Below are 26,341 nucleotides of genomic sequence, written 5' to 3' on the forward strand. Positions count from 1 at the left end.
TCTATCTGAGTATTAGTAATGCCTATTACTTTTAATACTTATTCAGGCTTTTGAGGCAAATGATTTAATTTTGCGCTGCAATGAACATCCACTTTTATAAATATCAGGGAGCAGGAAACGATTTCGTTATTATTGATAACCGCGAGGCTTCTATAGCACTTAATACATCACAAATAGCATTTCTTTGTGACAGAAGATTTGGTATTGGAGCAGATGGTTTGATGTTGCTGCAAAATACGGCCGAAGCAGATTTTGAGATGATATATTATAATGCCGATGGCAACGAAAGCACTATGTGCGGTAATGGCGGGCGTTGTATTGCTGCCTTTGCGTATCATTCAAATATTGTCGGAAAACAAACAACATTTAAAGCCATTGATGGCATCCACGATGCCGTTATTTTACCCAATAATAACGTGTCTTTGCACATGTCGGACATTAACACCATTCAATTTGAGAATGGTTACACCATCATGAATACGGGCTCGCCACATTATATAAAAGAGGTTGTTGACACGGATTTGGTGAATGTTTTTGAAGAAGGCCGCAATATCAGGAATCAGGCAATATTTCAACCAAAAGGCATTAATGTAAATTTCGTTACACCAAAAGAAAAAGGCCTTAAAATAAGGACTTATGAGCGTGGTGTGGAAGACGAAACTTTAGCTTGCGGAACCGGTGTCACTGCTGCTGCAATAGCTTCCGTAAAACAACAAACAGGTATTTTCCAAGTTGCCGTTAAAGCAAAAGGCGGTGACCTTTCCGTGATGTTTGAAAAGCGAACTGCCGATACAGCGGAAAATATAATTCTTACCGGTGGCGCAAAATTTGTGTTTGAAGGAAATATTGAAATTGAAGATTAAAATTCCATGAATTAAATTCTAATTCATCATATCAAATCTAATATCTAAAGTCTAATATCTAACAATGAATTACTGGCTTATAAAATCCGAACCGTTCAAATACAGTTGGGACCAATTTGTAAAAGATGGAGAAACTTTTTGGGATGGTGTTCGCAACTATGCTGCCCGCAATAATCTTCGTGATATGAAAAAAGGTGATAAGGCATTTTTTTATCATAGCAATGAAGGGCTGGAAATAGTTGGAATAGCAAAGGTTTCAAAAGAAGCATATCAAGACCCTTCCACAGAAGATACGAATTGGGTTGCCGTAAACTTTCAACCTGTAAAAGCTTTGAAGAATTCTGTTACACTTGCAGAAATGAAGCAAACGCCCGGATTGGAAAATATGGATTTGATAAGATTGGGACGTTTGTCGGTAGGTAAAGTAACAGAAGCAGAGTATAAACTTATTATGAAAATGGCAGGAGAGAAAGCCTGATGTTTCAGTTCAGAACTGACAACTTTTTAAAAGCTCTTTATACATTATTGATTGATCATGCTATTTAATGAACCTAATGTTATCTTTATGAAATGAAGCAGCAGGAATACATAATAATGGAACCCGATTTTCGCGAAGAAATAAGAGGCAGATATATTAGGCCTTACAAGCGTAATATGACTGTATTAATCTCCTGCTTGATCCTTGCTTATATTGTTATTACCGGAGGTCAGCTATTAGCTGGCCAACCGGAAAATAAAATAAATTTCGCTCCTTTGATTGTAGTTACTATTGGCTTCATCTTCGCTTTCTGGCTTGCTTATCCGAAGTTTAAAAAGATGAATATACATTACAAGCATGATGCAGAATATGGCATGATTGTAAAAGAACAAACTTCCGTCATAAAAGTATTCGATACACCTGCTGGCATCAATATTTATTGGCTTGATTGCGATGCTATCAAAACATTTACGCCCGACCCATACCGGGCTTTCAGGGAAGGAGATGTTGTTACGATTTATTATCTGAAATTCTCGAAAGAATATCTGGCTTATGATCTATAACTATCGTAGTTATGAAGTTACTATCAGCTATAATCTTTCGCTTTGCTTAATTTCGTCCCCAAAATATAATTACTGATTTATGGGTATGCATCTCCAGATTTTGCGGGCCAGCGCCGAAGAATTGACAAACTACTTATCGGACAGCAATTTATTGACCGAAAGAGTTTTGAATGAAGCAGCAAATGATACAAGAAGATATGATATTGACAAAAGTTGGGATGGTATTATTTATCTGCTGACGGGTAAAAATTCTTCCGATACATCCGAGCCTTTGTCCAGATTAATATTCAGTAATCAACTGATAGATGAAAACCTGAATCTTGGCACGGGGCCAGCTCATTATTTAAGTCCTGAAGAAGTAAAGAATTTGCAGGAACAAATCAGGGATATTGTTCCTTCTTCTTTAAAAGAGAAATTCAATGCGCAAGACATGAAAGAGATTGGTGTTTATCCCAACAATGTTTGGGATGAAGAAGAGGTAGATGATTATCTTATAGAATATTTTGAAACAGTACAGGAAGTATTTACAACTGCTTCAAAAAATAAAGAAGCCATTATTACTTTCATCGAATAAAATCGGCAACCACAATTACAACAATATTCAATACAAAGAGCGCTGAAATTATATTTCAGCGCTCTTTGTATTATTCTAAACTCTGTCCTGAATCTATTTCATTACTTCAAATTTCTGTACTGCTATACCTTTATCAGTTTCAATTCTGATAGAATATAACCCACTTGAAAGTATGGAAGTATTTAATTGATGATGTTGCGCATTATCAGCTGCCTGGTCAATAATCAGCTGTCCCAAAGTATTGTAAACAGCTACTCTTTTCATTTTGGCATCTGACTTATTGTCAATCTGCAAAGTGTTCTTCGCCGGATTAGGGTAGAGTGATATATCGCCATTGAACTTAGTATTGCTGATACCGGTTCCTTCGCCGCTCGCATTGAATACATCTACTGTCCTTGACTTGGCAACAATCAAGCCGGTACACTCCCCTTCCATTTTAAGCGTGACGGTATATATGCCGTTGTGCGCATACTGGTGCTGTACCATATAACCCGAAACTTCAGGAGTTCCATCGCCAAAGTTCCAGACATAGTTGATAATATAACGCGGGTTTAGCGGATAGAAAGTGTAAAGGCCCGAATCGGCATGTGTAGCGTTGATACCGTCAATAAGCGGGATGTCTTTCATCCCAACAGAAACATTATCGACACCTGTACAACCAAATCCATCTGTTACCTGCGCTTCGTAATCGCCGGCTGTATCTACAGTACGGGTTTGCGTTGTGACACCGTTATCCCACATATAAGTTGCTCCCGGATGACCGGCATCAAAAGTATAAGTCGTGCCTTCACATATTTCAACATCAGGACCCAAATCCACAACAGGCAATGGTCTTAAATAAAGTTTCATCGTATCGACACCTATACATCCATCATAAGCAGTAAGCATTACATAGTATGTACCTGCATTCTGGATAGTACGCGTTTGTGCTGTAGAGTTGTTATCCCAAACATAATTGGAACCCGGATAGCCTGCATTTAAGGTAAGGGTATTACCTGTACAGATAGAATCATCCGGACCTATATCTACAGGAACACTGGTAGAAGATTGCGTCGTAATAGTTAAGGTATCATTCGTAGGAATACCATCTGTCTGGCCGTTAGGCATATATGTCCAGGCCTTGATGGTAACTGGAGTGTTGGGCAGGAACAAACCGTTCCCTAAATTGACAGTGGCATTTCCATTGGGAGCAATATTTCCTGTGAATGCAACAGTAGGTTGTGCTACACCGTTAAGAGTCCATTGCACCTGAGTATTCGTAACATTCAGCATGCCATAATTATGAAGAACGACGCTTACCATTTTTATACTGCTGCAATAGATGCCCAATGGCGATGCAAGAGCCGAAACACCTGCATCTGTAGTAATTTCAAACGCACCGGGAGTCGGAGCAGAAGATCTTTGTCTGCCAAGTATATCTGTTGACACATCTGCCAGAACATTTAATCCGTTACCATACAAAGCATAGTTCAATGGTGTCAAATCGCCCGTTGCAGGTGAAGTATATTGCGGATTAACACTCAACGAACCCACTTCCATTGTAGGGTTTGCAAGCTGAAAAGCAGCCATGGTATTGTAATTCACACCATTATAGGAACCGTAATATTGAGTAGTGGCAGGATTATTCAGATAAAAATTATTACGTTGAGGGTAGATTTCATAATTGCTGTTATTCAGATAATTGTCAGTATAAAGAAAACCAAAAGCTGCATTTGAGGTATTATTGCCCGTAACAGTAACTATATTGTTTCTTATAAACAACGCTTCATCATCATTATTCGTGTTACCATTATAGTAGTCGTTAATATAGTAGATACCAACTGTATTTCCTGCTGTAGTCGAATTGACCATACTCAGGTCAATAGTATTGTGGTAAATCTTTGTAGTATCCCAATCTGTAGTGGAGTTATTATTATAATTATTGCCGCCAATGCAATAAATGCCATACACATAACTTGACGAACTGCTGTTTACGTTATAGATGGCATTATTTGCAATAAGGATATTACTTTGTTCATTGTTATTATTAAGACCATTATACCAGTCAGTCAAAACATAGATACCCATAAAACCGGTATTTGATGACTGATTCGACGGATCATGTATCCTGTTTCCTACAATTTTTATTTTATTTAAGCTGAGTGCGGATGAATTATTGTTATAATCACCTGAATAAACCCTGATACCCATAAAATAAGATGTGCTTGCCTTATTGGTCCTGTGAATATCATTGTAGCAAATAGAAGTTCCGTTATCACCGCTTGTCAGAATACCTCCATAAACAAAATTCTCAATTGTGTTATAGTCCATTACATTACCGCTATCCGTCTGATATTGTTGGTTGTTGTAATAATAATCATCAATAATACCATAATAAGGGCCGCCAATGCCTGTTCCGCCAAGAATATAATTGTGGCCTATATAGCAATTTTCCGTACTTGAATAATCAAAACTGGAGTTATAATAATAATTGGACAAAGAAACACCTGCAGTATAAGCTGAACTTGTTACATTAAGTGATCTCATGTCAACAAAGCAATGCGTAAGGGAATCATATTTAGCAGTGTCAGATATCACCGCACCTATTCCAATTGATGTACTTAAACTTCTTATTGTTAAACTATCTACTGTAATATATCTGGTTCCCAATATATTAAGTATCCCCGGATTTGTGTTATCGACGTTGGCATATTGCAATATCCTGTTGCGACCGTTTATTCTGATTTTATTTACATTACTGGTTCCCGGAATATTATTAAATGCTACTTGCTCTGTATATGGTCCGGAATTAGGGTCAACATTTAGCGTAACAGCTCCTGTAATACCACAACGCATTGCCGCAGCTGCTGCGCTGAATGAAACGAAATTGGTTGCAGAACTTTGTGCATTATTATTAATAGTATAAACACCGCCGGGCAGCCCGCCGCCAATACTTACTGTAAGCGTATTTGAATAAGAAGGTGTGCCTGAAGGTGTACAGCTTGTTTTCAATCTGAATTGAGTAGCGGCAGTAATACCACTAACACAATTATAAGTATTACTTGTTTCCGATGCAATGTCTTCCCATACAAGTGTTACGCTATTATATTTTTGCCATTGATAACTGATAGTTGTTCCGGCAGGATAAGGAGTCGAAGTAAGTGTAAACAAAGCATTGGAACAAACATTCAAAGGCCCCGAAATAGTTGCTGCGGCAGGAGTACCTGTACATGCTACAACCTGTGCAAAAGTTATTTTACCAAGCCATGCAACAGGTGAAAAGTTAGGTGCTGCAGGTGGCGGATTATTGCTTGCATATCCCGAATTGCTGCCACTTATTACATTGCAGCCACCTCCTCCGATACTGAATGCAGGTGAACCAAGGCCACATCTAAGCATGGCTCCCGATCCGGTAGCTACAACAGCTAAACCATAAGTTGTATTGGCTGGAATAACAAGGTTCATACCTGTTAAAAATGGTTGTGTAGTATTATTTGAAATGTTGGCAATACCGCTGACATTTCCGGAGGAAGTATACATAGTCCAGCCGTTAGAAACATCAATAGCGCCGGGACTACCATTAATAGCTGACGTTTTATACCATAATGCCACATAGTTCTGTCCGTAGTCGGCCATGATACCGTCTAAGCCGGTTATTACAACAGCATAACTGTTTGTATTCTGAAAATTAAATGTTACTGTGCTTAGCGTTGTATCATTTGTAAATGAACCTGTGGTAGTAATGGTGGTTTGTGCCCGCCCGACAAAGACAGAAGTAAGCAGAAGGAAGGCCGTGACAAAGGCTACATTGAGTGTACGGCAGCCTTTTTTGACTTGTAAATTGTGCATCATCGATGGTGTTTTTTCGGTTAAAATGTTGTTATTGGAATAGTAACTGCACTAAAAAGACTGACCAAGTTAACAAAAGTTTAAATACAAACAAAATATTGCATGTAAATATGAGATTTATTTAGCTTTCTTTATTCTATTCTCAACAGGAATGATCTTGAATAGAATGCTTTTTATTTTCAGATAGCGCGGATGTTTAGCATTCGAAACTTAAATCTATATTTGCTGTTATCGCACTATTATAAAATTCCTGACATGCTTCGAATACTTTCCCTTTCCTTGCTTTCCGTTTGCACGTTTATTGCCTGCAATTCAAACTCCACCAATAACGCAGATACTGCCAGTACTAACGATAGCCCGAAAGACATTAATAAAGACTGGCATACCTATTCAAACGCAGATAGTGTAAAGGCAACACATCTGTTCCTTGATATTTCTGTAAATTTTGATGAAAAGAAAATAACGGGTTCGGCAAAATGGGAACTTCAGCACCTGAAGCAATCCAATTCTGTAGTATTTGATACCAAAGATTTAACCATCGACAGTATTTTACTGGATGACGGTACGCAAGCAAAATTTACTTTAGGAAAAGATGATGAAATTTTAGGAAGTGCTTTACGCGTTACAATAAAACCAATCAATAAATCACTTACTATATATTACAAAACAGGAGATAATCCTATCGCTTTGCAATGGCTTTCACCTGCGCAGACTTTTGGTAAAAAATCACCATTTCTTTATACCCAAAGCGAATCTATTTATGCGCGTAGCTGGATACCTTGTCAGGATGGACCGGGTATCCGTTATACTTATAATGCAAGAGTTCAGGTTCCGAAAGGCTTGCTGGCACTGATGTCAGCCGAAAACCCTCAAAAGAAATCGGATGACGGCATCTACAATTTTAAAATGGACAAACCCATTCCTGCTTATCTGATGGCATTAGCTGTAGGCGATATTGGCTTTTCAGCAGTAGGGCCTAATACGGGCGTTTATGCAGAACCGGCTATTTTGCCAAAGGCAAGAAAAGAACTGGAAGATCTGGATACATTGGTGCATAAAGCCGAAGCCTTATATGGTCCGTATCGTTGGGGACGTTATGATGTTATGGTATTGCCTTCCGGCTTCCCGATTGGTGGCATGGAAAATCCAAAACTCACTTTCTGTACGCCTACTATTTTAGCGGGCGACAAATCTTTGGTGAATCTGATTTCGCATGAGTTGGCACATAACTGGAGCGGCAATTTGGTGACCAATGCTACATGGAATGATTTCTGGCTGAATGAAGGTTTTACTGTATATTTTGAAAGACGTATTACAGAAGCCCAATATGGCAAAGATTATGTGGATATGCTTTGGGAATTAGGATATCAGGATATGGAAGCAGCGGTAAATGATTTGGGTGCAAAAAGTAAAGATACATGGCTGAAACTGGACTTAAAAGGCCGTGACCCTGATGTTGGGCTGACAGACGTCGCTTACGAAAAAGGAGCAGCATTTCTCTATTTGATTGAGAATATTGTCGGCAGGGAAAATATGGATAAATTCCTTCGCGGTTATTTTGACAGCCATGCATTCAAAACCATCAATACCGAAGATTTTATCGTTTATCTGTATGACAACCTGCTGAAACAAAACTCCGACTGGCAAGCTAAAATCAATATAGACGATTGGGTTTACGGCCCCGGCATTCCTGCTAATTGTCCAAGAGCAGGCAATGCAAGGTTTAAGGCAACGGAAGCACAAAGTGCAGCATTCCTGAATGGAAAACCGGCGTCTCAGCTCAATACAAAGGACTGGAGTACTTTTGAATGGATGCATTTCTTACGTTCTATGCCAAAAGATTTAAGTTCCGATAAAATGAAAGACCTTGATAATGCTTTTCATTTTACCCATACAAAAAACAGTGAAATTGCAGATTTGTGGTTTTTACAATCCATCCGCTCTAAATATGAACCTGCATATCCGGCCATGAAAGATTTTTTATTGGTAACAGGCAGGCAAAAATTCCTGGAGCCGTTATACAAAGCAATGAAAGAAACGCCGGATGGCCTTCAGATGGCAAAAGAAATTTATCAGAAATCAAGGCCTAATTATCATCCTTTGGCTCAAAAAACCATTGATGAAATATTAAAATAATTTTCACCTGTTTGCTTAATGTCAGTTTTATGAAAAAACAGGTACAGAAATACGGTTCAGGCCTTAAAACGCCCAACCTATTGCTTTCATAATCTGTCTTTAAGCACGAGGACGAACAAAAAACCTTAAGCTAAAAGATTGTCCGTAGCATTGGCATATAATAATATTTCGGTAAAAACTGATGAACTTCAGGAACTTATAGCAGGGTGCTCCCGTAACGAACGGAGCGCTCAGGGTAAGTTATACCATTTATTTTATCCGAGAATGATGGGTATGGTGCGTCGCTATTTCCCTGAAATGGCCCAGGCGGAAGAAATTTTAAACAATGGTTTTTTACGTGCTTTTCAAAAAATTGACAGCTATTCCTTCAAAGGTTCTTTTGAAGGTTGGTTACGTCGCATTGTATTTCACGCCGTAGCCGATTATGCATCTTCCAATGTAAAATACAAAGAGAAGATATTGTTGATTGAAAAGGATGAGCTGATACATAAGGATCACGCTAACCGTATGTATTACAATGATTTAATGGATTTGGTTCATGAACTGCCCGAAGCAACGCGGACAGTTTTTAACATGTTTGTGATGGATGATTTACCTCACAAGCAAATAGCCAAACATCTTGGCATTAGTGAAGGAACATCAAAATGGCATGTGTCTGAAGCAAGACGCATACTAAAAGAGAAAATAGAAAGATTGAAATTACATCTAAAAAAATAAAACGGTATGGATAACCCGAATGATTTCATCCATATTGATGAAGTGTTCAGAAAGCTGAAAGACAAAGAGGAGCCGGAAGGAACCGGATCCTGGATGCGCATGAAAGACCTTCTGGACAATGCAATGCCGGTAGGCTCACCTGCACCCGTCAGCGCACTTCGTCGTTATATGATTCCAATGATAGCAATGTTATTGATTGGAAGCGGCTTGTCATATTATGGCATTAGCAAATATAATAGCACGAAAATTCCCCAGGGAGACGAATCTGCTGTTATAGCTTCGAATCATGTCGACGCAAAAGCGAATAATATGCCTTCCGGAAAAATAAATGCAGATAATTATGTTTCCGCGACTGTGAAAACCGGTTCACCGGATTTAAATATTCCATCTGATAAAGGTCATTCCAAAGAAGGTATTGCAGAAAATACGAATCCGAAAATAGCAGGTCAGCATGCTTCAAACCACTATGGTGCCAATAATCCTTCGGGTTCAAAAGAAGTCGGCAAAACAAATGCAAACAATCTGAAAACAGTTACTCCGGGCAATAATGTTAATACGTCAAATAACAACATCGCAGCCTCCGGTACCAATAACGATCATTCAAAGTCTACAATCGGTGGTAATAAGATTGCTGCGGGTAAATCAACGGCTGCCACTAACGGAAAAACTCAAAATGCGGCTCCTCCGGTACCAAAACCTTTTGAAGAGCAAAATGTGATTGAAACAATATATCCTGTTTCAAACGGTAACAAAGCAAACGGAACAAATAATAAGCCTTCTGCAAATACAGCAAATAACGGTGCTGATATGAAAGTAGTTGCTGCGCATTATAACGAGGAAAAAATTGTGAAAGATGAAAATGGCAGCTTCTTTAAAGAAATAAGGGATACTGTCAGAAAGATTGACATGGTACAACGTACCGAAACAAAAGATAACAAAACCGTAATTGATACATTGGCCATTACACGTGTGGAAAGAATCCGCTACACCCCCTTGGCACCAATGGAAATAGCATCTTTACGCAAAGCCAACATTATTCCTAAAGCAGAAGTAATTGTGCCGATGGCAAGAGTAAAAACTATTACAGTTGCCAGTGAAATGGTGAATATGGTTCCGCTTTCCGATTTCAAAGTTGCAAGCCGCAAAGTTGACCCAAGCAAATTCAATCAACTGGTACAGAATACTTCGCAAGGTATTTCCAATTATTTTGACGGTACCAATAAATTCTATGCTGCCATTCTTTTGGGCGGAAATGGTTTCATGGGTAATCCGACAGCTTTTGGTATGCAATTCGGTATTGCCGGCCTTTATCAATTAAGTGAAAGACTGACTTTAGCCGGAGAATTAAAATTTGCCAATCACTATTTCAGTAATTATTCCATCAATGACCAATCTGTGACTTACGATAATGTGAGCGCTCAACAGTCAGGCTTGGAGTGGTTATTCAGCGGTACGCAAAACACAACAACATCCGCTTATAAAATCAATAGTTTCTCTGCATTGGAATTTCCTGTAACATTAAGTTACAGCCTTGGGAGAGTTTCTGTTTTCGGTGGTGTAAATATGACTTATTCATTCCCTGCGAAATGGGATAGAACTAATACTGTAAGCAGCATCAATGTTTCTTCTACTGAAGCACAAAATCAAAATCCGTTCTTAAATTCAGATTTCAGATTGAACGAGCAAAAAGATTTTGCTTCAAGATTCGGGATGGGATATGTCGGAGGCTTGAGTTATGATATTTCAAGGAAATTGTCCTTTGATGCAAGAGTAACTCAAAATCTTTGGAACAACTACAACGGAGATGCAGATGCAGTAAACAAATTGTTTAAAATGCCTACATTCCAGTTCTCTATAGGATATTTCTTCGGAAGAAAAGAAAGAGTAGTTTATATCCTTGATAAATAAAGTCTTGAACAATAACAAAGATTCGCTGTTGATTACAATGAAAAGGTTATTTTTAAAAGGGTCGATATTTTTGAATATCGACCCTTTTTTTATCAGATTAAAATGAATAACCATTTTAATGCTTAATAAAAGCTCTCACACCATCTCTTGTGTTCAAATAGTATAGGCCCGGGTTAAGCATTTGAATATTGATCTCATATTGGTCATCCGAATAATTATTAAAAACAACCTGGCTGGTAACATCAACACCTAAGGAAGTAAATATCTTCAATTTTTTATCTGTTATACCGGTTACATAAAGTGTTCCGGTATAATTTGGATTAGGATAAACAACCAGACCCTGAATTGAAGTATTTAAACCTCTTATGGTCACCATTTCTACCATTGAATAACTACCAACTTCTTCTCTGTCAATCATTTTTAGTTTGTAGTAATTATCACCCGCTACAGGGCTTACGTCTTTCCAGGCATATGTTTTTAATGTTTTGGAATTTCCGGCGGCTTTTATCCTTGTAAGTTCCTGCCAGTTTACGCCATCCGGTGATTGCATAACTGCAAAATATTCGCTTTGCGTCTCACTCTGCGTAGCCCAGTTCAGGTTAACTGTATTTTGCTGAGCAGTTGCCCTAAAATAAGAAAGTACAATTGGCAATGGCACATTTCCCGGCTTGATATTATCAATCTGAACAGTTGCTGAAGCAGATTCGCCATTATATGAAGGTAATGTACTGTTCAAAATGCGGACTGCAGTGGTTGCAGCTAAGGTATTCGCAATATTTGTTCCGCCATCTGCTGTAAAATCTCCGCTCTGAACCGGAATATTTATCTGTTCCCATCCTGAACCTGCAGGAATTGTCACTCCATTTGTAGAACTGAATTGTCCACCGCCACCATCCACACCAATTCTTAATGTTACAGGATTTGCTCCGACATTATTTGCCCAAAAAGAAATGTAAGCTACACCTACTGTTGTCCAATTACCCGTCCATGCTGCTGTATTATTTTGTATAACAAGATTTACATTGGGACCTATTCCTCCTGTAGAAGTTACTACCAATGCATTGTCACCTGCACCCAAGTGGCCGATATCTGCAACATTTAATGGATTTGTGCCGGCCCCTACAGAAGTCCAGCTTTGAGTAGTCCCGTCCTGAAAATCATTCAGGGTAGTCAGTGATATTTGCGCTGAGGCATTATAGCCTGTTAAAACGGCTGCAATCGCAAATAGTAAAAATTGCTTTTTCATAAATTCCCGGTTTTAAAACTTCTTAAAAATGGTTTCTTGTTGATAGCAATTGTCAACACCAATAAAAACAATTTAATATTATTGTTTGTTTTGATTTAAGTTATATTTAAAACAGGAAGTCATTATCATCTATGCATCAACAAGTTCTCAAACCGTGTAATAGACAAAAAAAGAGTTGAATTTCGAAAGAAATCCAACTCTTTTTATAATTTGAAAAATGGCTTATTTTATAACTTGTCTATTATTTTATCAACAATACCATACTTAATGGCAGATTCAGCATCCATCCAATAGTCGCGTTCCAAATCCAGCAATACTTTTTCATAAGGCTGGCCACAAGCTTCGGAAAGGATTTTTGCACCTAATTCTTTTGTTTTTTGAATCTGGATAGCGTGAATTTCCAAATCAGCACTTACACCTTGAAAATAGCCGCCTAAACTTGGCTGGTGAATCATAACTTCTCCATGAGGGAAAATAGAACGTTTTCCTTTTTCACCACCCGCCAAAAGAATAGAGCCCATACTGGCAGCTAACCCCATGCAAATAGTTGAAACAGGAGATTTTATCATTTTCATCACATCGTAAATTACCATACCACTGGTAACTACCCCACCCGGACTATTGATGTAAAATTTAATTTCTTTGCCCGGTTTATCCGCGTCAAGCATAAGCAATTTACTTACGATATCCTTTGCCGATTTATCTTCTACCGGTCCCCAGAGATATACAGTACGGTTCTTAAAAAACAGTTCTTCCTGTTTCTTAATGAAAAGACTACCCGGCTTATCTACAACCGGTTTTTCTTCCTCGTCCTCATCTTCATTCTTATATGGAAGGCCCAATTGAGCCAGTTTATTTGGATTCATTTTGTTTTGTAATTAGAAATTTTGAAATTAAAATTGATATGCCAAAGCAAATTATAATTACGCTTTTTTCTTTGGACTTGGCTTCAACACTTCATCAATAAGGCCATATTCTTTTGCCTCTTCAGCAAGCAACCAATAATCACGATCGCTATCCTTTGCAACCTTTTCAATCGGCTGACCGGAATGGTCGCTGATGATTTGATATAGATTCTGTTTTACACGTTGAATTTCCTTAACGGTAATACTGATATCCGTTGCCTGTCCGCCAATGGCGCTGCTCGGCTGATGCATCATAATACGTGCGTGACGTAAAGCAGTACGTTTGCCTTCTGTTCCGGCACACATCAATACGGCACCCATACTTGCAGCAATACCTGTACAGATAGTAGCAATATCAGGGTTTACTATCTGCATAGTGTCATAAATACCCAAACCTGCATAAACGCTACCACCGGGACTATTAATATACATTTGTATATCACGCGTACGGTCTGTACTTTCCAGGAATAATAATTGTGCCGTAACAATATTGGCTACATAATCGTTTATGGGTTCACCCATAAAAATAATACGGTCCATCATCAACCGGCTGAAAACATCCATAGAAGCAACATTCATAGGACGTTCTTCAATGATATATGGCGTTAAAGCTGTTGGTTGTGCACTTATATGCGCGGCATAGCTATCAAATGTATTGCTGCTGATACCACGATGTTTGACCGCATATTTGCGAAACTCGTTAGAATTCATTTTTAAGAAATTGAATATTTTATAAAGAAATAAAAATAAGGCATTTTTGAATGCAAAATTGAAATGCCGTTTTATTAGGTGTAGCAAATATCAAACCAAACGGTAAAAATGCCAATTCGGCATTCCAACAAATAAAATGATGGATTTGTTGACGGATATTTTTCCATTATTGGCAAAATAACCCGCAGATTTCGCAGATACATACTGAAGAAAGGTCATTCCGAATTATGGAAGAATCTCTATATCTCTACTCCAAACTGTTTCAAATGATGTAAAGCATGTTTATGCAATAATTGAACCTGCATTTCAAAATTCAAATTACCAAAAAACGGATTCATAATTGATTTTTCCGGTTCCTTTTCATAAACCTGAAAGAAATCATCAATTTCTGTTTGAAGTTCAACCAACGCCGCCTGCATGTCAGCATGCTTTACAGATACCGGCTCTAAAGACATTAAGCTATTGGGGGTATTTTCCTTGAATGGCTTATCGCTCATCATGAAAGCCTGCATTTTAGGTATATGCTCTTCCTGTGTAACCAAAGTCTGCGGTAGTTTTCCGCTTGCAACCTGAAAGCCTTCACGGCTCATGTGCTCCGTCATTTGCTGCAAATTCATTTTGCCCCACAGCGGTTTGAACTCCGGAGAAATAGCGGCTATAGCCGGTACTAATTGTTCTTTTAAGAATTGTGATTTGCTCATGATTTTGAATTATTTTCTGTCAATTTTCTTTCAATAAATAACTTTATATCGTATTGTTCCTGTGAAAGTAAAAAGACTTTTTTGGGAATTATTATTGCCTGCAAGTTTGACACAAACAAGAAAAAATACTCCTTAGACTCGCCAAATTTCACGAAGCTGTTCCAGTTATAGCTTGTTTCAGCTCTGGATGTTTTAGCAAACAAAGATGTTTCTGAAAAAGTCAATATTCGTTCACCAAACCAGGAAGCATATTCTTTCTTACCATATTTATATTTCCAATACCAGCTATAAAACCATTTAGTCTTTGACAAAGTGTAGGCTAACAAAAAAATAATTAGTGCAATGTTACTTGTATCAAAAACTATCAGTTCCTGAAGAAAAAAATAATAATATAAAGTAGCAATCAGAATTATAAGCAACATTATCACAGGTAGAAGTGATATTGCTTTTTTAATACGGGATCCGTTTTTTCTGTTATAAAAACCAAAAGCAATTAAATCATCAATTGTCAACTCAAATCTTATGGTCATACAATCTTAATTACTTGCTATCACCGAAATCTCTACATTCACAAATTTAGGTAAAGCCGCTACCTGAACAGTTTCGCGGGCTGGTGCATTCGTTGGAAAATATTTAGCATAAATCTCATTTATCAACGCAAATTGGTTCATATCGGTAATGAAAATGCTGCTTTTAACTACATTTGAGAAATCCATTCCGGCTTCTTTCAAAATAGCAGCAAGGTTTTCCATTACCTTTTCAGTTTCATCCTGAATGCCTGATTTTACAATTTCGCCGGTTACAGCATCCATCGGTATTTGTCCCGAAACAAATAAGAAATCGCCCACTTTCATGGCTTGATTATAAGGTCCTATCGGAGCAGGCGCTCCTGTCGTATTGATAATTTGCTTTTCCATGAAGCAAATGTAATACTTTTGCACTCTTATTTTTTCAGGATGTCCAAGCTACTTTTTATAGATACTTCCGCTTCTGTGGCAACAGTTGCATTATCAATTGATGCTGAAACAGCTGTTATCCGAACTCATGAAAATGCGAATGAGCAAGCGGCGGTTATTAATTTTATGATTGAGGAAGTGCTTCAAAAAGGATCTTCAACCATTAATGACATTGATGCAATTTGTGTTTGTGCAGGACCTGGTTCTTACACAGGTTTGCGCGTAGGTTTGAGCACGGCAAAAGGATTGGCTTATGCAAGTGACAAACCTTTGATGCTTTTCAACAGGCTGGATATCTTGTCATGGAATATAAATGCTGATACCAAATTCATAGTTGCGTTAAAAGCCAGAACAGGCGAATATTTCATAGCATTATTTGATAAGGATGGCAATGCAGTAAATGAACCGCAACATGCATTTGAAAAAGATTTGGCAGAATATACTATAGAAGGCTTTCAGTTTTTCACTGACGACGAACATTTATCTATTGCAGCGCCAACAAAGGTAATGTCAATGGACACCGCTATCGATGTCCGAAATTGGATTACAAAAGCAACAGTAAGATTTACGTTGAAACAGTTTGATGACCTTGCCTATTCAGAGCCATTTTATCTGAAGGCCGCTTATACAACTGTGAGTAAAAAATAAATTTCAGATAACAAGTTTCAATTTTCATTTGAAAATGACTAATAAATCAGCAGAAACCAAACCTGCAAAAAAAGCGAGTAGTTCCTATACAATAATGAGTGAATTGGTGTTGCCGGGAGAAACCAATACTCTTGCCAATCTGATGGGTGGGAAACTAATGTATTGGATGGACATAGCGGCCGGCATTGCGGCTCAAAAACATTGTAACACTGTTGCTGTTACCGCCTCCGTCGATAATATTTCATTTGCCAATCCTGTAAAGCTGGGCGATATTGTGACCATAGAAAGTATCGTGACCCGCTCTTTTAATAGTTCTATGGAAATATATTTAAAAGTATGGGGTGAAGATCTCAGAGCTCAACATAAATATCTGAGCAATGAAGCTTACTTCACTTTTGTTTCCTTAGGCGCAAACGGCCGCCCGTATATGGTTCCCGAAATCACTCCTGAAACGGAAGAAGAGAAAGAAAGATACAACGGAGCGCTGCGCCGCAGACAATTACGTTTAATTCTGGGTGGCAAGATGAAACCTGAGGAAGCGGGAGAATTGAAAGCTTTATTTGTATAATTCTTTCCCTTATTTTTATGGGAAATTAAATTTGATCTTATGCAGCAGTTTAATCAAAACAATCTGGATTTACAAAATTCGGGAGAACAGATTGTTTGGAAAGGCTCTTCTTCTCAGTTATTGAATTTTAAGCATTTTACAATTGCAATCATAATAATCATTGCAGCCATCTGGGCATCTTTACAATTCAAAATAACGGCAATTTTATTAGTTGGTGTAATAGCTTTGGTATATGCACTTTATCATTATCTGATTGTAAATGCCGCAACTTATACTATAACAAATCAAAGGCTTATCAGCAAGGTTGGTTTATTTAACAGAGCTACATCTGAAATAGAATTATATAGAGTAAAGGATGTACATCTATTCGAACCTCTGCAATTACGAATGTTTGGCTTAGGCACCATTCATCTTATTTCCTCACAAAGAAGCTCTCCTCTTTTTGAATTAAAGGCAATAAAAGGCGCCGTAGAATTAAGAGAGCAATTACGGCATCTTGTAGAAAACAGAAGAAATGAGAAAGGTGTCGGAGAATATGATACGAATTAAATAGCTATATGAATAATATATATAATATTTCAGAATAAAAAAAGCATTTAACATACTTCATATTTATGAATATTACTACTTGCTATTTAGTCAATTCTAAATTTTAAGCTCTCTTTTTCTAAAAAAATGGTTAATAACATTAAAAATCAAATTTTCAATCTTGTTTTTAACATTTTATTGATATTTTTGAATTACAATTAAATGGTATAAATAATGTAATTACCTGTTAGACCTATAATAACACTATCTAAATGAAAACAAAAATTACTATCACTACGTGCTTGATAATAAGCATGGTTACGGGTGTGTATGCTCAAAGCATAGGCCCATCTACAATTAATGCTTCCGGAGGAAGCAAAGTTATTTCGGGCAATACCTACGAATTCTCTATTGGTGAAATGGCACTTGTAAATACTGCTTCCGGTTCAAACATTATTGTTACAAACGGAGTTTTACAACCTGTCGCATCTACTACAAGAGTAAAAGATGTCAATTATCTTTCCGACAATCTTAAAGTATATCCTAACCCAAGTGATAATGTACTTAATATCCAACCTGATTTTGAAACCGGTGGTCAACTTACCTATCATCTTTATGATGCTTTAGGCAGAGTAATGTTAACCGGTGAATTTAATTTAGCGTCGGGAAAGGAAAAACAGACTATTTCTTTAAGCCAACTGGCAGCAAGCAGCTACGTGCTACATTTAAATCTGAATAAAAAAGGGATTACTTATAACGCCTCCTTTAATGTGCAGAAAATAAATTAACGTATTACCCTTCTTCTATAACATCATCATTTTATTAAAAAAACATATCACAATGAATAAAGTTATTACATTGTTTCGGCTGACGTTTGTTACGCTGATCTTACCTTTTGCTTTAAGAGCCCAGGCGCCGGCAAAATTCAATTATCAGGGAGTCGCCAGAAATACTACCGGCGCGCCTATTGCCAGTCAATCCATCGGTTTGAAAATTTCCGTTTTGGATGGTTCAGCAACCGGTACCGCTGTTTATGTAGAAACACAAAATGCCACTACAAATGCTTATGGTTTATATAATCTTGCGATAGGCGGCGGCACGCCGGTTACCGGCACTTTAGATGCTGTAGATTGGAGCACCGGAAGCAAATTCGTAAAAGTAGAAATCGATCCCAACGGAGGAACAAATTATACTGATTTAGGGGCAGCACAGTTATTAAGTGTTCCTTATGCTTTATACGCACAAAGCGGAGGTAGCGGTGCGCAAGGGCCTGCAGGTCCGCAAGGGCCAACCGGCGCGGATGGCGCACAAGGACCAGCAGGTCCGGCAGGTCCTACAGGGGCAGATGGTTCACAAGGAGTACCAGGTCCGGCAGGACCAATAGGGCCAACCGGACCACAGGGAGCTGCAGGGCCAACGGGTGCAGCAGGACCACAAGGACCGGCCGGCACTATCGGAGCTACAGGACCACAAGGTTTGACCGGGGCAGCGGGACCACAAGGACCCGCAGGCCCTACGGGCGCAACGGGCCTTACCGGTGCAACCGGACCAGCTGGTACTCAAGGAGCTGCAGGGCCTACAGGTGCAACAGGACCACAAGGACCAATAGGGCCATCTGGTGGACCACAAGGTCCTGCAGGACCACAAGGGCCGGCTGGTGCTGATGGTGCTACGGGACCACAAGGACCAGCTGGAGCCATAGGTGTTACAGGACCGGCTGGACCAACAGGATCGCAAGGACCAGCGGGACCACAAGGAGCGACCGGACTTACGGGAGCACAAGGACCGGCAGGACCAATAGGACCTACCGGACTTACAGGAGCACAAGGACCAACAGGCGCTACCGGACTTACAGGAGCGCAGGGACCGGCCGGACCGGCAGGTCCGACAGGACTTACAGGGGCACCGGGAACTCCGGGTGCAACAGGACCTCAGGGGCCACAAGGACCTGCAGGGACCGGTTCTTATACTGCAGGAACAGGCATAACCATTAGCGGAAGTACTATAAATGCACAAACTTCAACAGCATTATGGAACGCCAATCAGCTTCAGGGAAAAGACATTTCAACTACACTACCTGCAACCAATCAAGTATTGAAATACAATGGAACTGCATGGGCACCCGCTGCTGATGGTGATGCACAAACATTGTCCATAACAGGCTCGAACCTGAGCATCTCCGGAGGTAATACTGTAACATTGCCAACTGGTGGTGGTAGCGGAACCGTAAACGGAACTACTAACTATATAGGAAAATTCACAGGGGCTACAACCATGGGCAACTCTGCTTTATATCAAACACCAGCAGGTTTATTAGGGCTTGGTTTTACAACACCTTCTTCCAAATTACATATTAAATCTGCTGATGAGGTTACACCACAGGAAATATCATATACCAGCACTTTATATACTCCAAACGGAGCATTAAGAGTTTTTGACAGCTCTGCAAACGGCGGTACCGCAATATTTGCCACATCAGTTGCAAATATAAATCTGGCCCAATCAACAGGAGTTTTGGGAGGCGGTACCAATGTAGGAGTAAGAGGACAAGGGCAATCAACTTCGAGTGATGGTGAGGTTTTCGGGGTATATGCAGATGGATATTCACCCGATACTACATTTGGTGTTTATGGTCTTGCCTATCTGTACGACGAAACAATTATTTCAGGAACAAAATATGGGGTTTATGGCCTTGGGGTCGGAGGAAATACCAATTACAGTGTCTATGGTGTTTCAATACCTTTTCCCGGCACCACCAATTATGCAGGTTATTTTGACGGAGATGTGCAGATTATAGGTAGTATTAGTAAATCTGCAGGTACATTTAAAATAGATAATCCTATCAATCCTGAAAACGAATATTTATATCACTCTTTTGTAGAAAGCCCTGATATGATGAATGTCTATAATGGTAATATTGTTACAAATAATTCAGGTTATGCAACAGTTACCTTACCAGATTATTTTGAAACATTAAATAAAGATTTCCGTTATCAGCTGACTGTTATCGGAGGCACTTTTGCTCAGGCAATTGTAAGCAAGAAAGTAACAGGCAATACATTTGAAATCAGAACAAATGAGCCGAATATTGAAGTAAGCTGGCAGGTTACCGGTATCAGACAAGATGCTTATGCAAATGCACACAGAGTAGTACCTGTCGTTAAAAAAGAAAAACAAAATATCGGCAAATACCTTAATCCTGTGGAATTAGGAAAAGATCCTAATCTGAGCATCTCGCCTAAACCTGTATTCAAGCCAAATAAAGAATTGCTAAAACAATCAGCAACTCAAAAAAGGAAATAATCTTTTGAAAGACTAAAATGGCCATCTTCTAAAAAAGATGGCCATTTTAGTCTTTCAACATTATCAAACTGTCTTTTACTCCACCTGCAGGTTCAACGTATCTTTCAGCATACGCAATGCCGGATTTTGCCTGGCCATCAGGTCAAAAATTTCAAGCTTGCCAAGCTTACGCTCCACAATTTCTTCTTTTTTTGCCGAAGCATCTAACTGAACCATGATTCTTAAATCAGGAATACCGGTTTTTTTCTTGCCGAAATCCATGAAAACCTCACGTTGGTTATTGGCATAAATCTGGTTTACTTCCGTAACACAAACTATCTGTAATTCATTATAGGAAACAAACCGGATACTCATCATGTCCAACTGGGAAGCTAAAGGAATCTGCTTCAGTTCCACTCTTACATGCTCTTTAAATTCATGAAACAGTTGTTCCGCATTAGCCTGATTCAATTCAATCTTCTCGCCTGTATGTTCTGCATCCTGTAAGCTTTGTTCCTGAATTTCCTGTAGTATATTCAAGCCCAATTTTGGTCTTTTGGATGTTGGCGCAGGTGAATTACCGCTTACCGGTTTTGGCAAAGAAACAGGTTGAGCTTGAACAGCAGATACAGGAATTTGCGGAACTGCAGTATTAACTACCTGTTGTTGAACAGGTACATTCGTCTGAATTTGAACCTCAGGATTAGGCGACTGAAAATTATCAGTAGATGCAGTGTTATTTACCGGTGCAACAGGTTTCTGAGGAAGCACTAAGCCATTTGGCTCATCCCGTTTTTTTTTTAGTTCAGAATTATTTTCTGATTGAGTTGTATTCAAAACATCATTGACATAACACAGTCTTATCAGGCAAAGTTCCAGATGTAACCGTTTATTCAAAGCAGTCCTGAATCCTAACTCTGCTTCATTCAGAAGGCTTAATGCACTCAGAATATATGCCGAAGGCATAATCTGTGCCTTATCGAAATATACTTTTCTGTGCTCTTCCGGAACGTCCAGAAGCTGTGCCATACGCACGTCTTTGCTCAATAACAGATTCCTGAAATGTTCAGCAAAACCATTTAATATCACATCACCTTCGAAACCTCTCTGAAGGATATTGTCCAGTCGCAACAAAGCCCCACCAACATCTTTACTTAATAAGATATCGCTTAATTGAAAATACACATCGGCATCCAGAATATTAAGATGCTCTACCGTTTGTGCATAAGTCAATTGCCCATTCGTAAAACCTGCAATTCTGTCCATCATAGACAAGGCATCACGCATGCAGCCCTCGCTTTTTTGCGCTATGATGTGCAATCCTGTATTTTCAGCCACCACACCTTCTTTGCTGCAAATATTTGCCAGATGTCCTACAATGTCTTCAGTCTGGATGCGCTTAAAGTCAAATATCTGGCAACGGCTTAAAATAGTAGGAAGTATTTTGTGTTTTTCGGTAGTTGCCAAAATAAAAATGGCATAAGATGGTGGTTCCTCCAGTGTTTTAAGGAATGCATTGAAAGCTGCCGTGCTCAACATGTGTACCTCATCTATAATATAGATTTTGTATTTACCGTGCTGCGGTGCATAACGGACTTGTTCCGTTAAAGAACGGATATCATCCACCGAGTTGTTACTGGCGGCATCCAGTTCAAATACATTGAAAGAAGTATTGTCTTTAAAAGAAAGGCACGTACTGCATTCACCGCAGGCTTCCATGTCTGCAGTCGGATTTTCGCAATTGATAGTACGCGCCAGAATACGTGCACAGGTTGTTTTACCCACACCACGCGGTCCGCAAAACAAATAAGCATGTGCTAAATGTTGGGTACGGATTGCATTTTTAAGTGTGGTGGTAATATGCTGCTGTCCAACGACGGTATCAAAAGTCTGTGGGCGATATTTCCTGGCTGATACAATATACTGTTCCGACATGGCTGCAAGTTCAGAAATTTGACGGAGATAGCAAAAATTTGAATTAATCAATATTTATACCTCATCATCCTGCATTTCATTTTCTTTAATTAATTTTAGCGCTCGTCTTTATTGAAAAAATCAATTGTTTTATTTATAAATGAAATTCATTCCGGGTTATTGCAATACAAAATCATACTTACAACTACTTCTGTCATGTATTTTCTTTTTTTCATGTAAAAAAGACATGCTTTATCCGCAGGATTCGCAGGAAATTGTAACCGGAGCAAAAAGCGATATTAACGGCATTCTTTTCATTAACGATTCCGTAGGTTATATAATCGGGGGTGAAAAATATGATTCTACTTTATTAATGACCACAAATGACGGGGGCAAAACATGGATTCGTTTTGCTTATAATGGCGAGCATCCGAAGGGAGTCTTTGGCATTGCCTATGATGGCAAAAAAGTAATGGCCGGAGGTTTTGAAGGTCGCTCTTATTCACCTGTCGGAAATTCGGCAGATTGGGAAATGCGGCAGATGCAAAATTGGGATTGGATTCAGAATATGACATTTTCGGCCCCAAATAAAGGCTTTTTAGTGACGGGTGAAGGTTATGCTTTCGGAAGAATTTACAAATTCGACACAGCATTTAATGTAAGTCTCGTCGACACTTTTGCTTATCAGTTGAGCGATATTGCGTTTGCCAATGAGCAGATTGGTTATGCCTGCGGATATGGCGCTGTTTTAAAAACCACAGATGGCGGCAACAGCTGGCAGTTACAGGATATTCAGGGCGATTTTTACAAAAGCCTGAGCGTAATGGATGCGGAAAATATATGGGCAGTGGGTTACAACGGCAGCATTATCCATACAGCTGACGGGGGAAAACATTGGGAAAAGCAAAGAAACGGCGATAATCCATTAATTTCAAAATACAGATTCAGAGACGTGGTGTTCAAAAACAAAGAAATAGGATATGCTGCAGGAGACAAAGGCCTTATTGTTAAAACGGTCGACGGTGGAATACATTGGTCTTTATTTAAAGAGGTTACAAATGAAGATTTAAAATGTATTACATTAAAATCCGATGGCAGCCTGTGGATTGGCGGTTCAAACGGATTTGTTTTACACATAACAGAATAATTACCCAATATTTAGATAACTTTATGCGTCTATACCATTACTAATCAAATTAAAAAGTTCAGAAAATTCTTATGAAGAAGATTTCGATTTTATTAGGTGCTGCCTTAATCTTTTTAGGTGCTTGTACAAAACATGACCAAAACAGGAATACGGCTCAGATTACCGGCTATGCTACAACAGCAGATCCATGTAGCGGAGGCTTTACCATTAAAGTTACAGATGACGACGACAAAGGTAATTTGGTAGCAAAAACTTTACCTGCCGAGGCAGGCATTACACAATATTCCGTTTTTCCGATAAATGTGGAAATTGATTATACACAAGACGATAAAACCTGCGAAAGCCTTATTACGGTTACGCGCGTAAGAAAATTATAAAAAAACGGAAGATCTGTAAGCGAATGTAGAGACTCAATAAAGGATAAACAGCAAAAGCAGCGAGGTTTAGATGCCCGAATATACTGAACAGGATATTATTGAAGGTTGCCGACGTAATGATCGTTTGCTTCAGGAACATCTGTACAAAAAATACTACAGCTTGTTCCTGAAACTTTGTGCTCGTTACGCAAGAGATTTATATGATGCGGAACAATTATTACAGGATGGTTTTTTGAAGATATTTAACCATATCAAAGATTATGCCGGTTCGGGTTCTTTTGAAGGTTGGATGAGAAGGGTGATAGTCAATACATGCCTGGATTATTTGAAGAGTAAGTATTTAAAAAATGCAATGCAACTTCATTTTCCAAATGAAATGGCCGAATCACCCAAATTTGTTACAGACAATACAGCGCTTGATAAGATTGCAATGAAAGATCTTTTAGGTATTATTCAAAAATTACCGCCCATGAGCAGAACAGTTTTCAACCTGTTTGTGTTTGATGGGTACAGCCACAAAGAGATAGGAAAATTATTAGACATGAGTGAGGGGACATCTCAATGGCACGTGAACAATGCCCGTAAAAACCTTCAGCAAATCATTATAGCAAATCAAAAAAAAGAGAATAAATATTATGAGCAAAAACGAATTTGATGCGTTGCTCTTAAAAAAACTTCAGGAAGAAGCGTTTGAGTACAATCCGGAAAGTTGGAAACAACTATCGGACAAACTCAATATTGCCATGCCTGTAAATGAGGAAATTACATCTTTTGATACGCTTCTTGTAGCAAAGCTTCAGGAAGAAAATTTTGAGTACAACCCTAAAAGCTGGAATCAATTAGCTGAAAAACTTGACAATAAAGTTCCTGAAAGTAAGCCTGTAATGCCTTTCCCATTAAGAAAATGGGGCATTGCCATCGGAACTGCAGCTGCAATAGTTGTTGCTGTCGGATTAGCCGTTAAATTCAATAACCCTGATAATAAGATCGAGACAAATAATCCTGCTGTTGTAAAAAACACAACATCGGGACAGCAAGTACCGGAAATTTCGCAACAACAGAACGAAGCACAACAGAATCAACCTGTAACAAATCCGGTGCCTTCTCAATCAATGGCGCAACAATCCCAATCAGGACAAATTCATAACAGCAATATTTTATCCAATCTGCCTGTTGCAAATAATCAGAATGCGGTTTTAAACCCTAACAATAATCAGCCGGTAATAACGGTACCTGAAAATAAAGCAGAAGCAGTTCAGACACCGAATGCTCCTGTAATTGTTAAAGCACAAACAAATGAAGTTAATACCATTAATAAAGAAATAACTGCCCCGGCAAAGCAGGAAAGCAATTCCGGTTATATTGCTCAAAATCAATCTAATCATTCATGGCCCGTATCGGAATATGGTACTCCTGCTCCATCAAAACCCAAGACAAATATTTCTTTCGGTGGCGGCGTTAATTATGGCAACATCAATACAGGCTACACAGCAGGCATCAGTGTTAAAAGAAAAATCGGCAGCGACTTCTTTGTTGACGGAACTGTTGCTATGATGTATAATAACAATGCCAATAATGTTGCCGCTAACAATGGCCCTTCGGTAAATCCTGCAGGCACGGCAGCCAGACCATCCAGCAGCTCTATCAATAGCTTTAGCACACCGGCTTTGGATCCTATTCAGAAATTGTATTATGTACAGATGAATCCATCATTCGGTTATCAGATAGAAGATAAGATAGCGCTTAGCGTAGGTGGTGACTTCCAGAAAATGCTCAACAAAAAAGATGAAATTGTTCAGCCCGACAACAATAACACCAAAATATTTCCGACAATGGATATTGGGCTGACTACCAAATCCGAGTTTATTATTTCTCCGAATCTTCAGGCAGGCCTGGTTTACAGAGAAGGCTTGAACAATCTTTTCAAGGGCGACGCTCCTTATGTTAACAGACGCTACGTACAGGTTCAGTTTAAGTATAATATTCCTTTGAGGTAGAAGAAAATTATTACTTGCCGAAAATTATCAACTTTGGATAATGAAAATAGAACTTCAATATGTAAATGACATTCATGGGGAAACACAGGCCGTACAACTACCTTTGACAGATTGGGAAAAGATTTTGAACAAGCTGAAAAAATATGAACAGGCCCTTAAACTTAAGTCAGACCTTAAAGAAGCGTTTGAACAGGTATCACATCTTAGAAAAACAAAAGGACCTAAGCAAACTCTAAATGATTTTTTGAATGAGCTTTAGTTTAATCCCAAGCGAGAACATTATTAAAACATTAT

General features: G+C 38.8%; 25 protein-coding genes. 17 read left to right on the forward strand and 8 right to left on the reverse strand.

The window, feature by feature from the left end:
- Positions 1–80: 80 nt before the first annotated feature.
- The 4 genes from dapF to F0919_RS11605 all read left to right on the forward strand — a co-directional run bounded on the left by dapF (position 81) and on the right by F0919_RS11605 (position 2,478).
- Positions 81–863: a diaminopimelate epimerase gene (gene dapF / locus F0919_RS11590; protein WP_150032932.1), complete on the forward strand. Its 783-nt coding sequence runs from the start codon at positions 81–83 to the stop codon at positions 861–863.
- Positions 864–927: 64 nt separating this feature from the next.
- Entirely contained in the window at positions 928–1,341 is a 414-nt protein-coding gene (locus tag F0919_RS11595) for an EVE domain-containing protein (protein WP_150032933.1), read from the forward strand.
- A 116-nt stretch (positions 1,342–1,457) separates the two neighbouring features.
- Positions 1,458–1,904: a hypothetical protein gene (locus F0919_RS11600; RefSeq protein WP_190277364.1), complete on the forward strand. Its 447-nt coding sequence runs from the start codon at positions 1,458–1,460 to the stop codon at positions 1,902–1,904.
- Between the two features lie 79 nt (positions 1,905–1,983).
- On the forward strand, positions 1,984–2,478 hold the full coding sequence (locus F0919_RS11605) for a YfbM family protein (protein WP_150032935.1): 495 nt from the start codon (positions 1,984–1,986) through the stop codon (positions 2,476–2,478).
- A 93-nt stretch (positions 2,479–2,571) separates the two neighbouring features.
- Here F0919_RS11605 and F0919_RS11610 read toward each other — a convergent pair whose 3' ends face one another.
- Positions 2,572–6,309 carry a T9SS type A sorting domain-containing protein gene (locus tag F0919_RS11610; RefSeq protein ID WP_150032936.1) on the reverse strand — a complete coding sequence of 1,246 codons (3,738 nt, stop codon included), beginning with the start codon at positions 6,307–6,309 and terminating at the stop codon, positions 2,572–2,574.
- Between the two features lie 252 nt (positions 6,310–6,561).
- Here F0919_RS11610 and F0919_RS11615 point away from each other — a divergent pair, with 252 nt between their 5' ends.
- The 3 genes from F0919_RS11615 to F0919_RS11625 all read left to right on the forward strand — a co-directional run bounded on the left by F0919_RS11615 (position 6,562) and on the right by F0919_RS11625 (position 11,067).
- Positions 6,562–8,442, forward strand: a complete 1,881-nt coding sequence (locus tag F0919_RS11615; RefSeq protein ID WP_216629419.1) for a M1 family metallopeptidase — start codon at positions 6,562–6,564, stop codon at positions 8,440–8,442.
- 138 nt (positions 8,443–8,580) lie between these two features.
- Positions 8,581–9,159: an RNA polymerase sigma factor gene (locus F0919_RS11620; protein WP_150032937.1), complete on the forward strand. Its 579-nt coding sequence runs from the start codon at positions 8,581–8,583 to the stop codon at positions 9,157–9,159.
- Positions 9,160–9,165: 6 nt separating this feature from the next.
- Positions 9,166–11,067, forward strand: a complete 1,902-nt coding sequence (locus F0919_RS11625; protein ID WP_150032938.1) for an outer membrane beta-barrel protein — start codon at positions 9,166–9,168, stop codon at positions 11,065–11,067.
- 115 nt (positions 11,068–11,182) lie between these two features.
- On the opposite strand, the gene F0919_RS11630 is transcribed toward F0919_RS11625, so the two are convergent.
- From F0919_RS11630 to F0919_RS11655, 6 genes are all read right to left on the reverse strand, one after another.
- The gene (locus F0919_RS11630; RefSeq protein WP_150032939.1) at positions 11,183–12,313 is read right to left on the reverse strand and encodes a T9SS type A sorting domain-containing protein; all 1,131 of its coding nucleotides are present in this window, start codon (positions 12,311–12,313) and stop codon (positions 11,183–11,185) included.
- Positions 12,314–12,540: 227 nt separating this feature from the next.
- Complete coding sequence (locus tag F0919_RS11635) at positions 12,541–13,179, reverse strand: ClpP family protease (RefSeq protein WP_150032940.1); 639 nt, start codon at positions 13,177–13,179, stop codon at positions 12,541–12,543.
- Between the two features lie 57 nt (positions 13,180–13,236).
- Entirely contained in the window at positions 13,237–13,929 is a 693-nt protein-coding gene (locus F0919_RS11640; RefSeq protein WP_150032941.1) for a ClpP family protease, read from the reverse strand.
- 239 nt (positions 13,930–14,168) lie between these two features.
- On the reverse strand, positions 14,169–14,630 hold the full coding sequence (locus F0919_RS11645; protein ID WP_150032942.1) for a hypothetical protein: 462 nt from the start codon (positions 14,628–14,630) through the stop codon (positions 14,169–14,171).
- The gene (locus tag F0919_RS11650; RefSeq protein WP_150032943.1) at positions 14,627–15,160 is read right to left on the reverse strand and encodes a YcxB family protein; all 534 of its coding nucleotides are present in this window, start codon (positions 15,158–15,160) and stop codon (positions 14,627–14,629) included. Before F0919_RS11650 ends, F0919_RS11645 begins: the two co-directional genes overlap by 4 nt.
- Positions 15,161–15,166: 6 nt before the next feature.
- Positions 15,167–15,547: a RidA family protein gene (locus tag F0919_RS11655; protein ID WP_150032944.1), complete on the reverse strand. Its 381-nt coding sequence runs from the start codon at positions 15,545–15,547 to the stop codon at positions 15,167–15,169.
- Between the two features lie 39 nt (positions 15,548–15,586).
- On the opposite strand from F0919_RS11655, the gene tsaB reads away from it, so the two are divergent.
- The 5 genes from tsaB to F0919_RS18770 all read left to right on the forward strand — a co-directional run bounded on the left by tsaB (position 15,587) and on the right by F0919_RS18770 (position 20,633).
- The gene (gene tsaB, locus F0919_RS11660) at positions 15,587–16,234 is read left to right on the forward strand and encodes a tRNA (adenosine(37)-N6)-threonylcarbamoyltransferase complex dimerization subunit type 1 TsaB (protein WP_150032945.1); all 648 of its coding nucleotides are present in this window, start codon (positions 15,587–15,589) and stop codon (positions 16,232–16,234) included.
- A 34-nt stretch (positions 16,235–16,268) separates the two neighbouring features.
- Positions 16,269–16,802: an acyl-CoA thioesterase gene (locus F0919_RS11665; RefSeq protein ID WP_150032946.1), complete on the forward strand. Its 534-nt coding sequence runs from the start codon at positions 16,269–16,271 to the stop codon at positions 16,800–16,802.
- A 39-nt stretch (positions 16,803–16,841) separates the two neighbouring features.
- Entirely contained in the window at positions 16,842–17,351 is a 510-nt protein-coding gene (locus F0919_RS11670) for a PH domain-containing protein (protein ID WP_150032947.1), read from the forward strand.
- Between the two features lie 251 nt (positions 17,352–17,602).
- A complete protein-coding gene (locus tag F0919_RS11675; RefSeq protein WP_150032948.1) occupies positions 17,603–18,118 on the forward strand; it encodes a T9SS type A sorting domain-containing protein in 516 nt (171 codons plus the stop codon).
- Positions 18,119–18,170: 52 nt separating this feature from the next.
- Positions 18,171–20,633, forward strand: a complete 2,463-nt coding sequence (locus F0919_RS18770; protein WP_190277365.1) for a collagen-like protein — start codon at positions 18,171–18,173, stop codon at positions 20,631–20,633.
- A gap of 75 nt (positions 20,634–20,708) precedes the next feature.
- Here the strand turns inward: F0919_RS18770 and F0919_RS11685 are convergent, their stop codons facing one another.
- The gene (locus tag F0919_RS11685) at positions 20,709–22,547 is read right to left on the reverse strand and encodes a DNA polymerase III subunit gamma/tau (RefSeq protein WP_150032949.1); all 1,839 of its coding nucleotides are present in this window, start codon (positions 22,545–22,547) and stop codon (positions 20,709–20,711) included.
- Between the two features lie 226 nt (positions 22,548–22,773).
- On the opposite strand from F0919_RS11685, the gene F0919_RS11690 reads away from it, so the two are divergent.
- The 5 genes from F0919_RS11690 to F0919_RS11710 all read left to right on the forward strand — a co-directional run bounded on the left by F0919_RS11690 (position 22,774) and on the right by F0919_RS11710 (position 26,306).
- Positions 22,774–23,673 carry a WD40/YVTN/BNR-like repeat-containing protein gene (locus F0919_RS11690; protein ID WP_190277366.1) on the forward strand — a complete coding sequence of 300 codons (900 nt, stop codon included), beginning with the start codon at positions 22,774–22,776 and terminating at the stop codon, positions 23,671–23,673.
- A gap of 71 nt (positions 23,674–23,744) precedes the next feature.
- Complete coding sequence (locus tag F0919_RS11695) at positions 23,745–24,050, forward strand: hypothetical protein (RefSeq protein ID WP_150032951.1); 306 nt, start codon at positions 23,745–23,747, stop codon at positions 24,048–24,050.
- A 70-nt stretch (positions 24,051–24,120) separates the two neighbouring features.
- Positions 24,121–24,705 carry an RNA polymerase sigma factor gene (locus F0919_RS11700; RefSeq protein ID WP_150032952.1) on the forward strand — a complete coding sequence of 195 codons (585 nt, stop codon included), beginning with the start codon at positions 24,121–24,123 and terminating at the stop codon, positions 24,703–24,705.
- Positions 24,686–26,047, forward strand: coding sequence for a hypothetical protein (locus tag F0919_RS11705; RefSeq protein WP_150032953.1), 1,362 nt, complete (start codon positions 24,686–24,688; stop codon positions 26,045–26,047). Before F0919_RS11700 ends, F0919_RS11705 begins: the two co-directional genes overlap by 20 nt.
- A 40-nt stretch (positions 26,048–26,087) precedes the next feature.
- Positions 26,088–26,306: a hypothetical protein gene (locus F0919_RS11710; protein WP_150032954.1), complete on the forward strand. Its 219-nt coding sequence runs from the start codon at positions 26,088–26,090 to the stop codon at positions 26,304–26,306.
- Positions 26,307–26,341 lie beyond the last annotated feature (35 nt).

Origin of the sequence: Taibaiella lutea, assembly GCF_008629695.1 — a bacterium.
GTDB classification, from domain to species: Bacteria; Bacteroidota; Bacteroidia; order Chitinophagales; family Chitinophagaceae; genus Taibaiella; species Taibaiella lutea.

Excerpts from the sequence above, each read along its gene's own strand:
- F0919_RS18770 (WP_190277365.1), top strand. The coding sequence starts at position 18,171 with ATGAATAAAGTTATTACATTGTTTCGGCTGACGTTTGTTACGCTGATC.
- F0919_RS11615 (WP_216629419.1), top strand. The coding sequence starts at position 6,562 with ATGCTTCGAATACTTTCCCTTTCCTTGCTTTCCGTTTGCACGTTTATT.
- dapF (WP_150032932.1), top strand. The coding sequence starts at position 81 with ATGAACATCCACTTTTATAAATATCAGGGAGCAGGAAACGATTTCGTT.
- F0919_RS11650 (WP_150032943.1), bottom strand. The coding sequence starts at position 15,160 with ATGACCATAAGATTTGAGTTGACAATTGATGATTTAATTGCTTTTGGT.
- tsaB (WP_150032945.1), top strand. The coding sequence starts at position 15,587 with ATGTCCAAGCTACTTTTTATAGATACTTCCGCTTCTGTGGCAACAGTT.
- F0919_RS11605 (WP_150032935.1), top strand. The coding sequence starts at position 1,984 with ATGGGTATGCATCTCCAGATTTTGCGGGCCAGCGCCGAAGAATTGACA.
- F0919_RS11595 (WP_150032933.1), top strand. The coding sequence starts at position 928 with ATGAATTACTGGCTTATAAAATCCGAACCGTTCAAATACAGTTGGGAC.
- F0919_RS11675 (WP_150032948.1), top strand. The coding sequence starts at position 17,603 with ATGAAAACAAAAATTACTATCACTACGTGCTTGATAATAAGCATGGTT.
- F0919_RS11625 (WP_150032938.1), top strand. The coding sequence starts at position 9,166 with ATGGATAACCCGAATGATTTCATCCATATTGATGAAGTGTTCAGAAAG.
- F0919_RS11645 (WP_150032942.1), bottom strand. The coding sequence starts at position 14,630 with ATGAGCAAATCACAATTCTTAAAAGAACAATTAGTACCGGCTATAGCC.
- F0919_RS11630 (WP_150032939.1), bottom strand. The coding sequence starts at position 12,313 with ATGAAAAAGCAATTTTTACTATTTGCGATTGCAGCCGTTTTAACAGGC.
- F0919_RS11705 (WP_150032953.1), top strand. The coding sequence starts at position 24,686 with ATGAGCAAAAACGAATTTGATGCGTTGCTCTTAAAAAAACTTCAGGAA.
- F0919_RS11695 (WP_150032951.1), top strand. The coding sequence starts at position 23,745 with ATGAAGAAGATTTCGATTTTATTAGGTGCTGCCTTAATCTTTTTAGGT.
- F0919_RS11710 (WP_150032954.1), top strand. The coding sequence starts at position 26,088 with ATGAAAATAGAACTTCAATATGTAAATGACATTCATGGGGAAACACAG.
- F0919_RS11700 (WP_150032952.1), top strand. The coding sequence starts at position 24,121 with ATGCCCGAATATACTGAACAGGATATTATTGAAGGTTGCCGACGTAAT.
- F0919_RS11640 (WP_150032941.1), bottom strand. The coding sequence starts at position 13,929 with ATGAATTCTAACGAGTTTCGCAAATATGCGGTCAAACATCGTGGTATC.
- F0919_RS11665 (WP_150032946.1), top strand. The coding sequence starts at position 16,269 with ATGACTAATAAATCAGCAGAAACCAAACCTGCAAAAAAAGCGAGTAGT.
- F0919_RS11670 (WP_150032947.1), top strand. The coding sequence starts at position 16,842 with ATGCAGCAGTTTAATCAAAACAATCTGGATTTACAAAATTCGGGAGAA.
- F0919_RS11635 (WP_150032940.1), bottom strand. The coding sequence starts at position 13,179 with ATGAATCCAAATAAACTGGCTCAATTGGGCCTTCCATATAAGAATGAA.
- F0919_RS11655 (WP_150032944.1), bottom strand. The coding sequence starts at position 15,547 with ATGGAAAAGCAAATTATCAATACGACAGGAGCGCCTGCTCCGATAGGA.
- F0919_RS11690 (WP_190277366.1), top strand. The coding sequence starts at position 22,774 with ATGCTTTATCCGCAGGATTCGCAGGAAATTGTAACCGGAGCAAAAAGC.
- F0919_RS11685 (WP_150032949.1), bottom strand. The coding sequence starts at position 22,547 with ATGTCGGAACAGTATATTGTATCAGCCAGGAAATATCGCCCACAGACT.
- F0919_RS11600 (WP_190277364.1), top strand. The coding sequence starts at position 1,458 with ATGGAACCCGATTTTCGCGAAGAAATAAGAGGCAGATATATTAGGCCT.
- F0919_RS11610 (WP_150032936.1), bottom strand. The coding sequence starts at position 6,309 with ATGATGCACAATTTACAAGTCAAAAAAGGCTGCCGTACACTCAATGTA.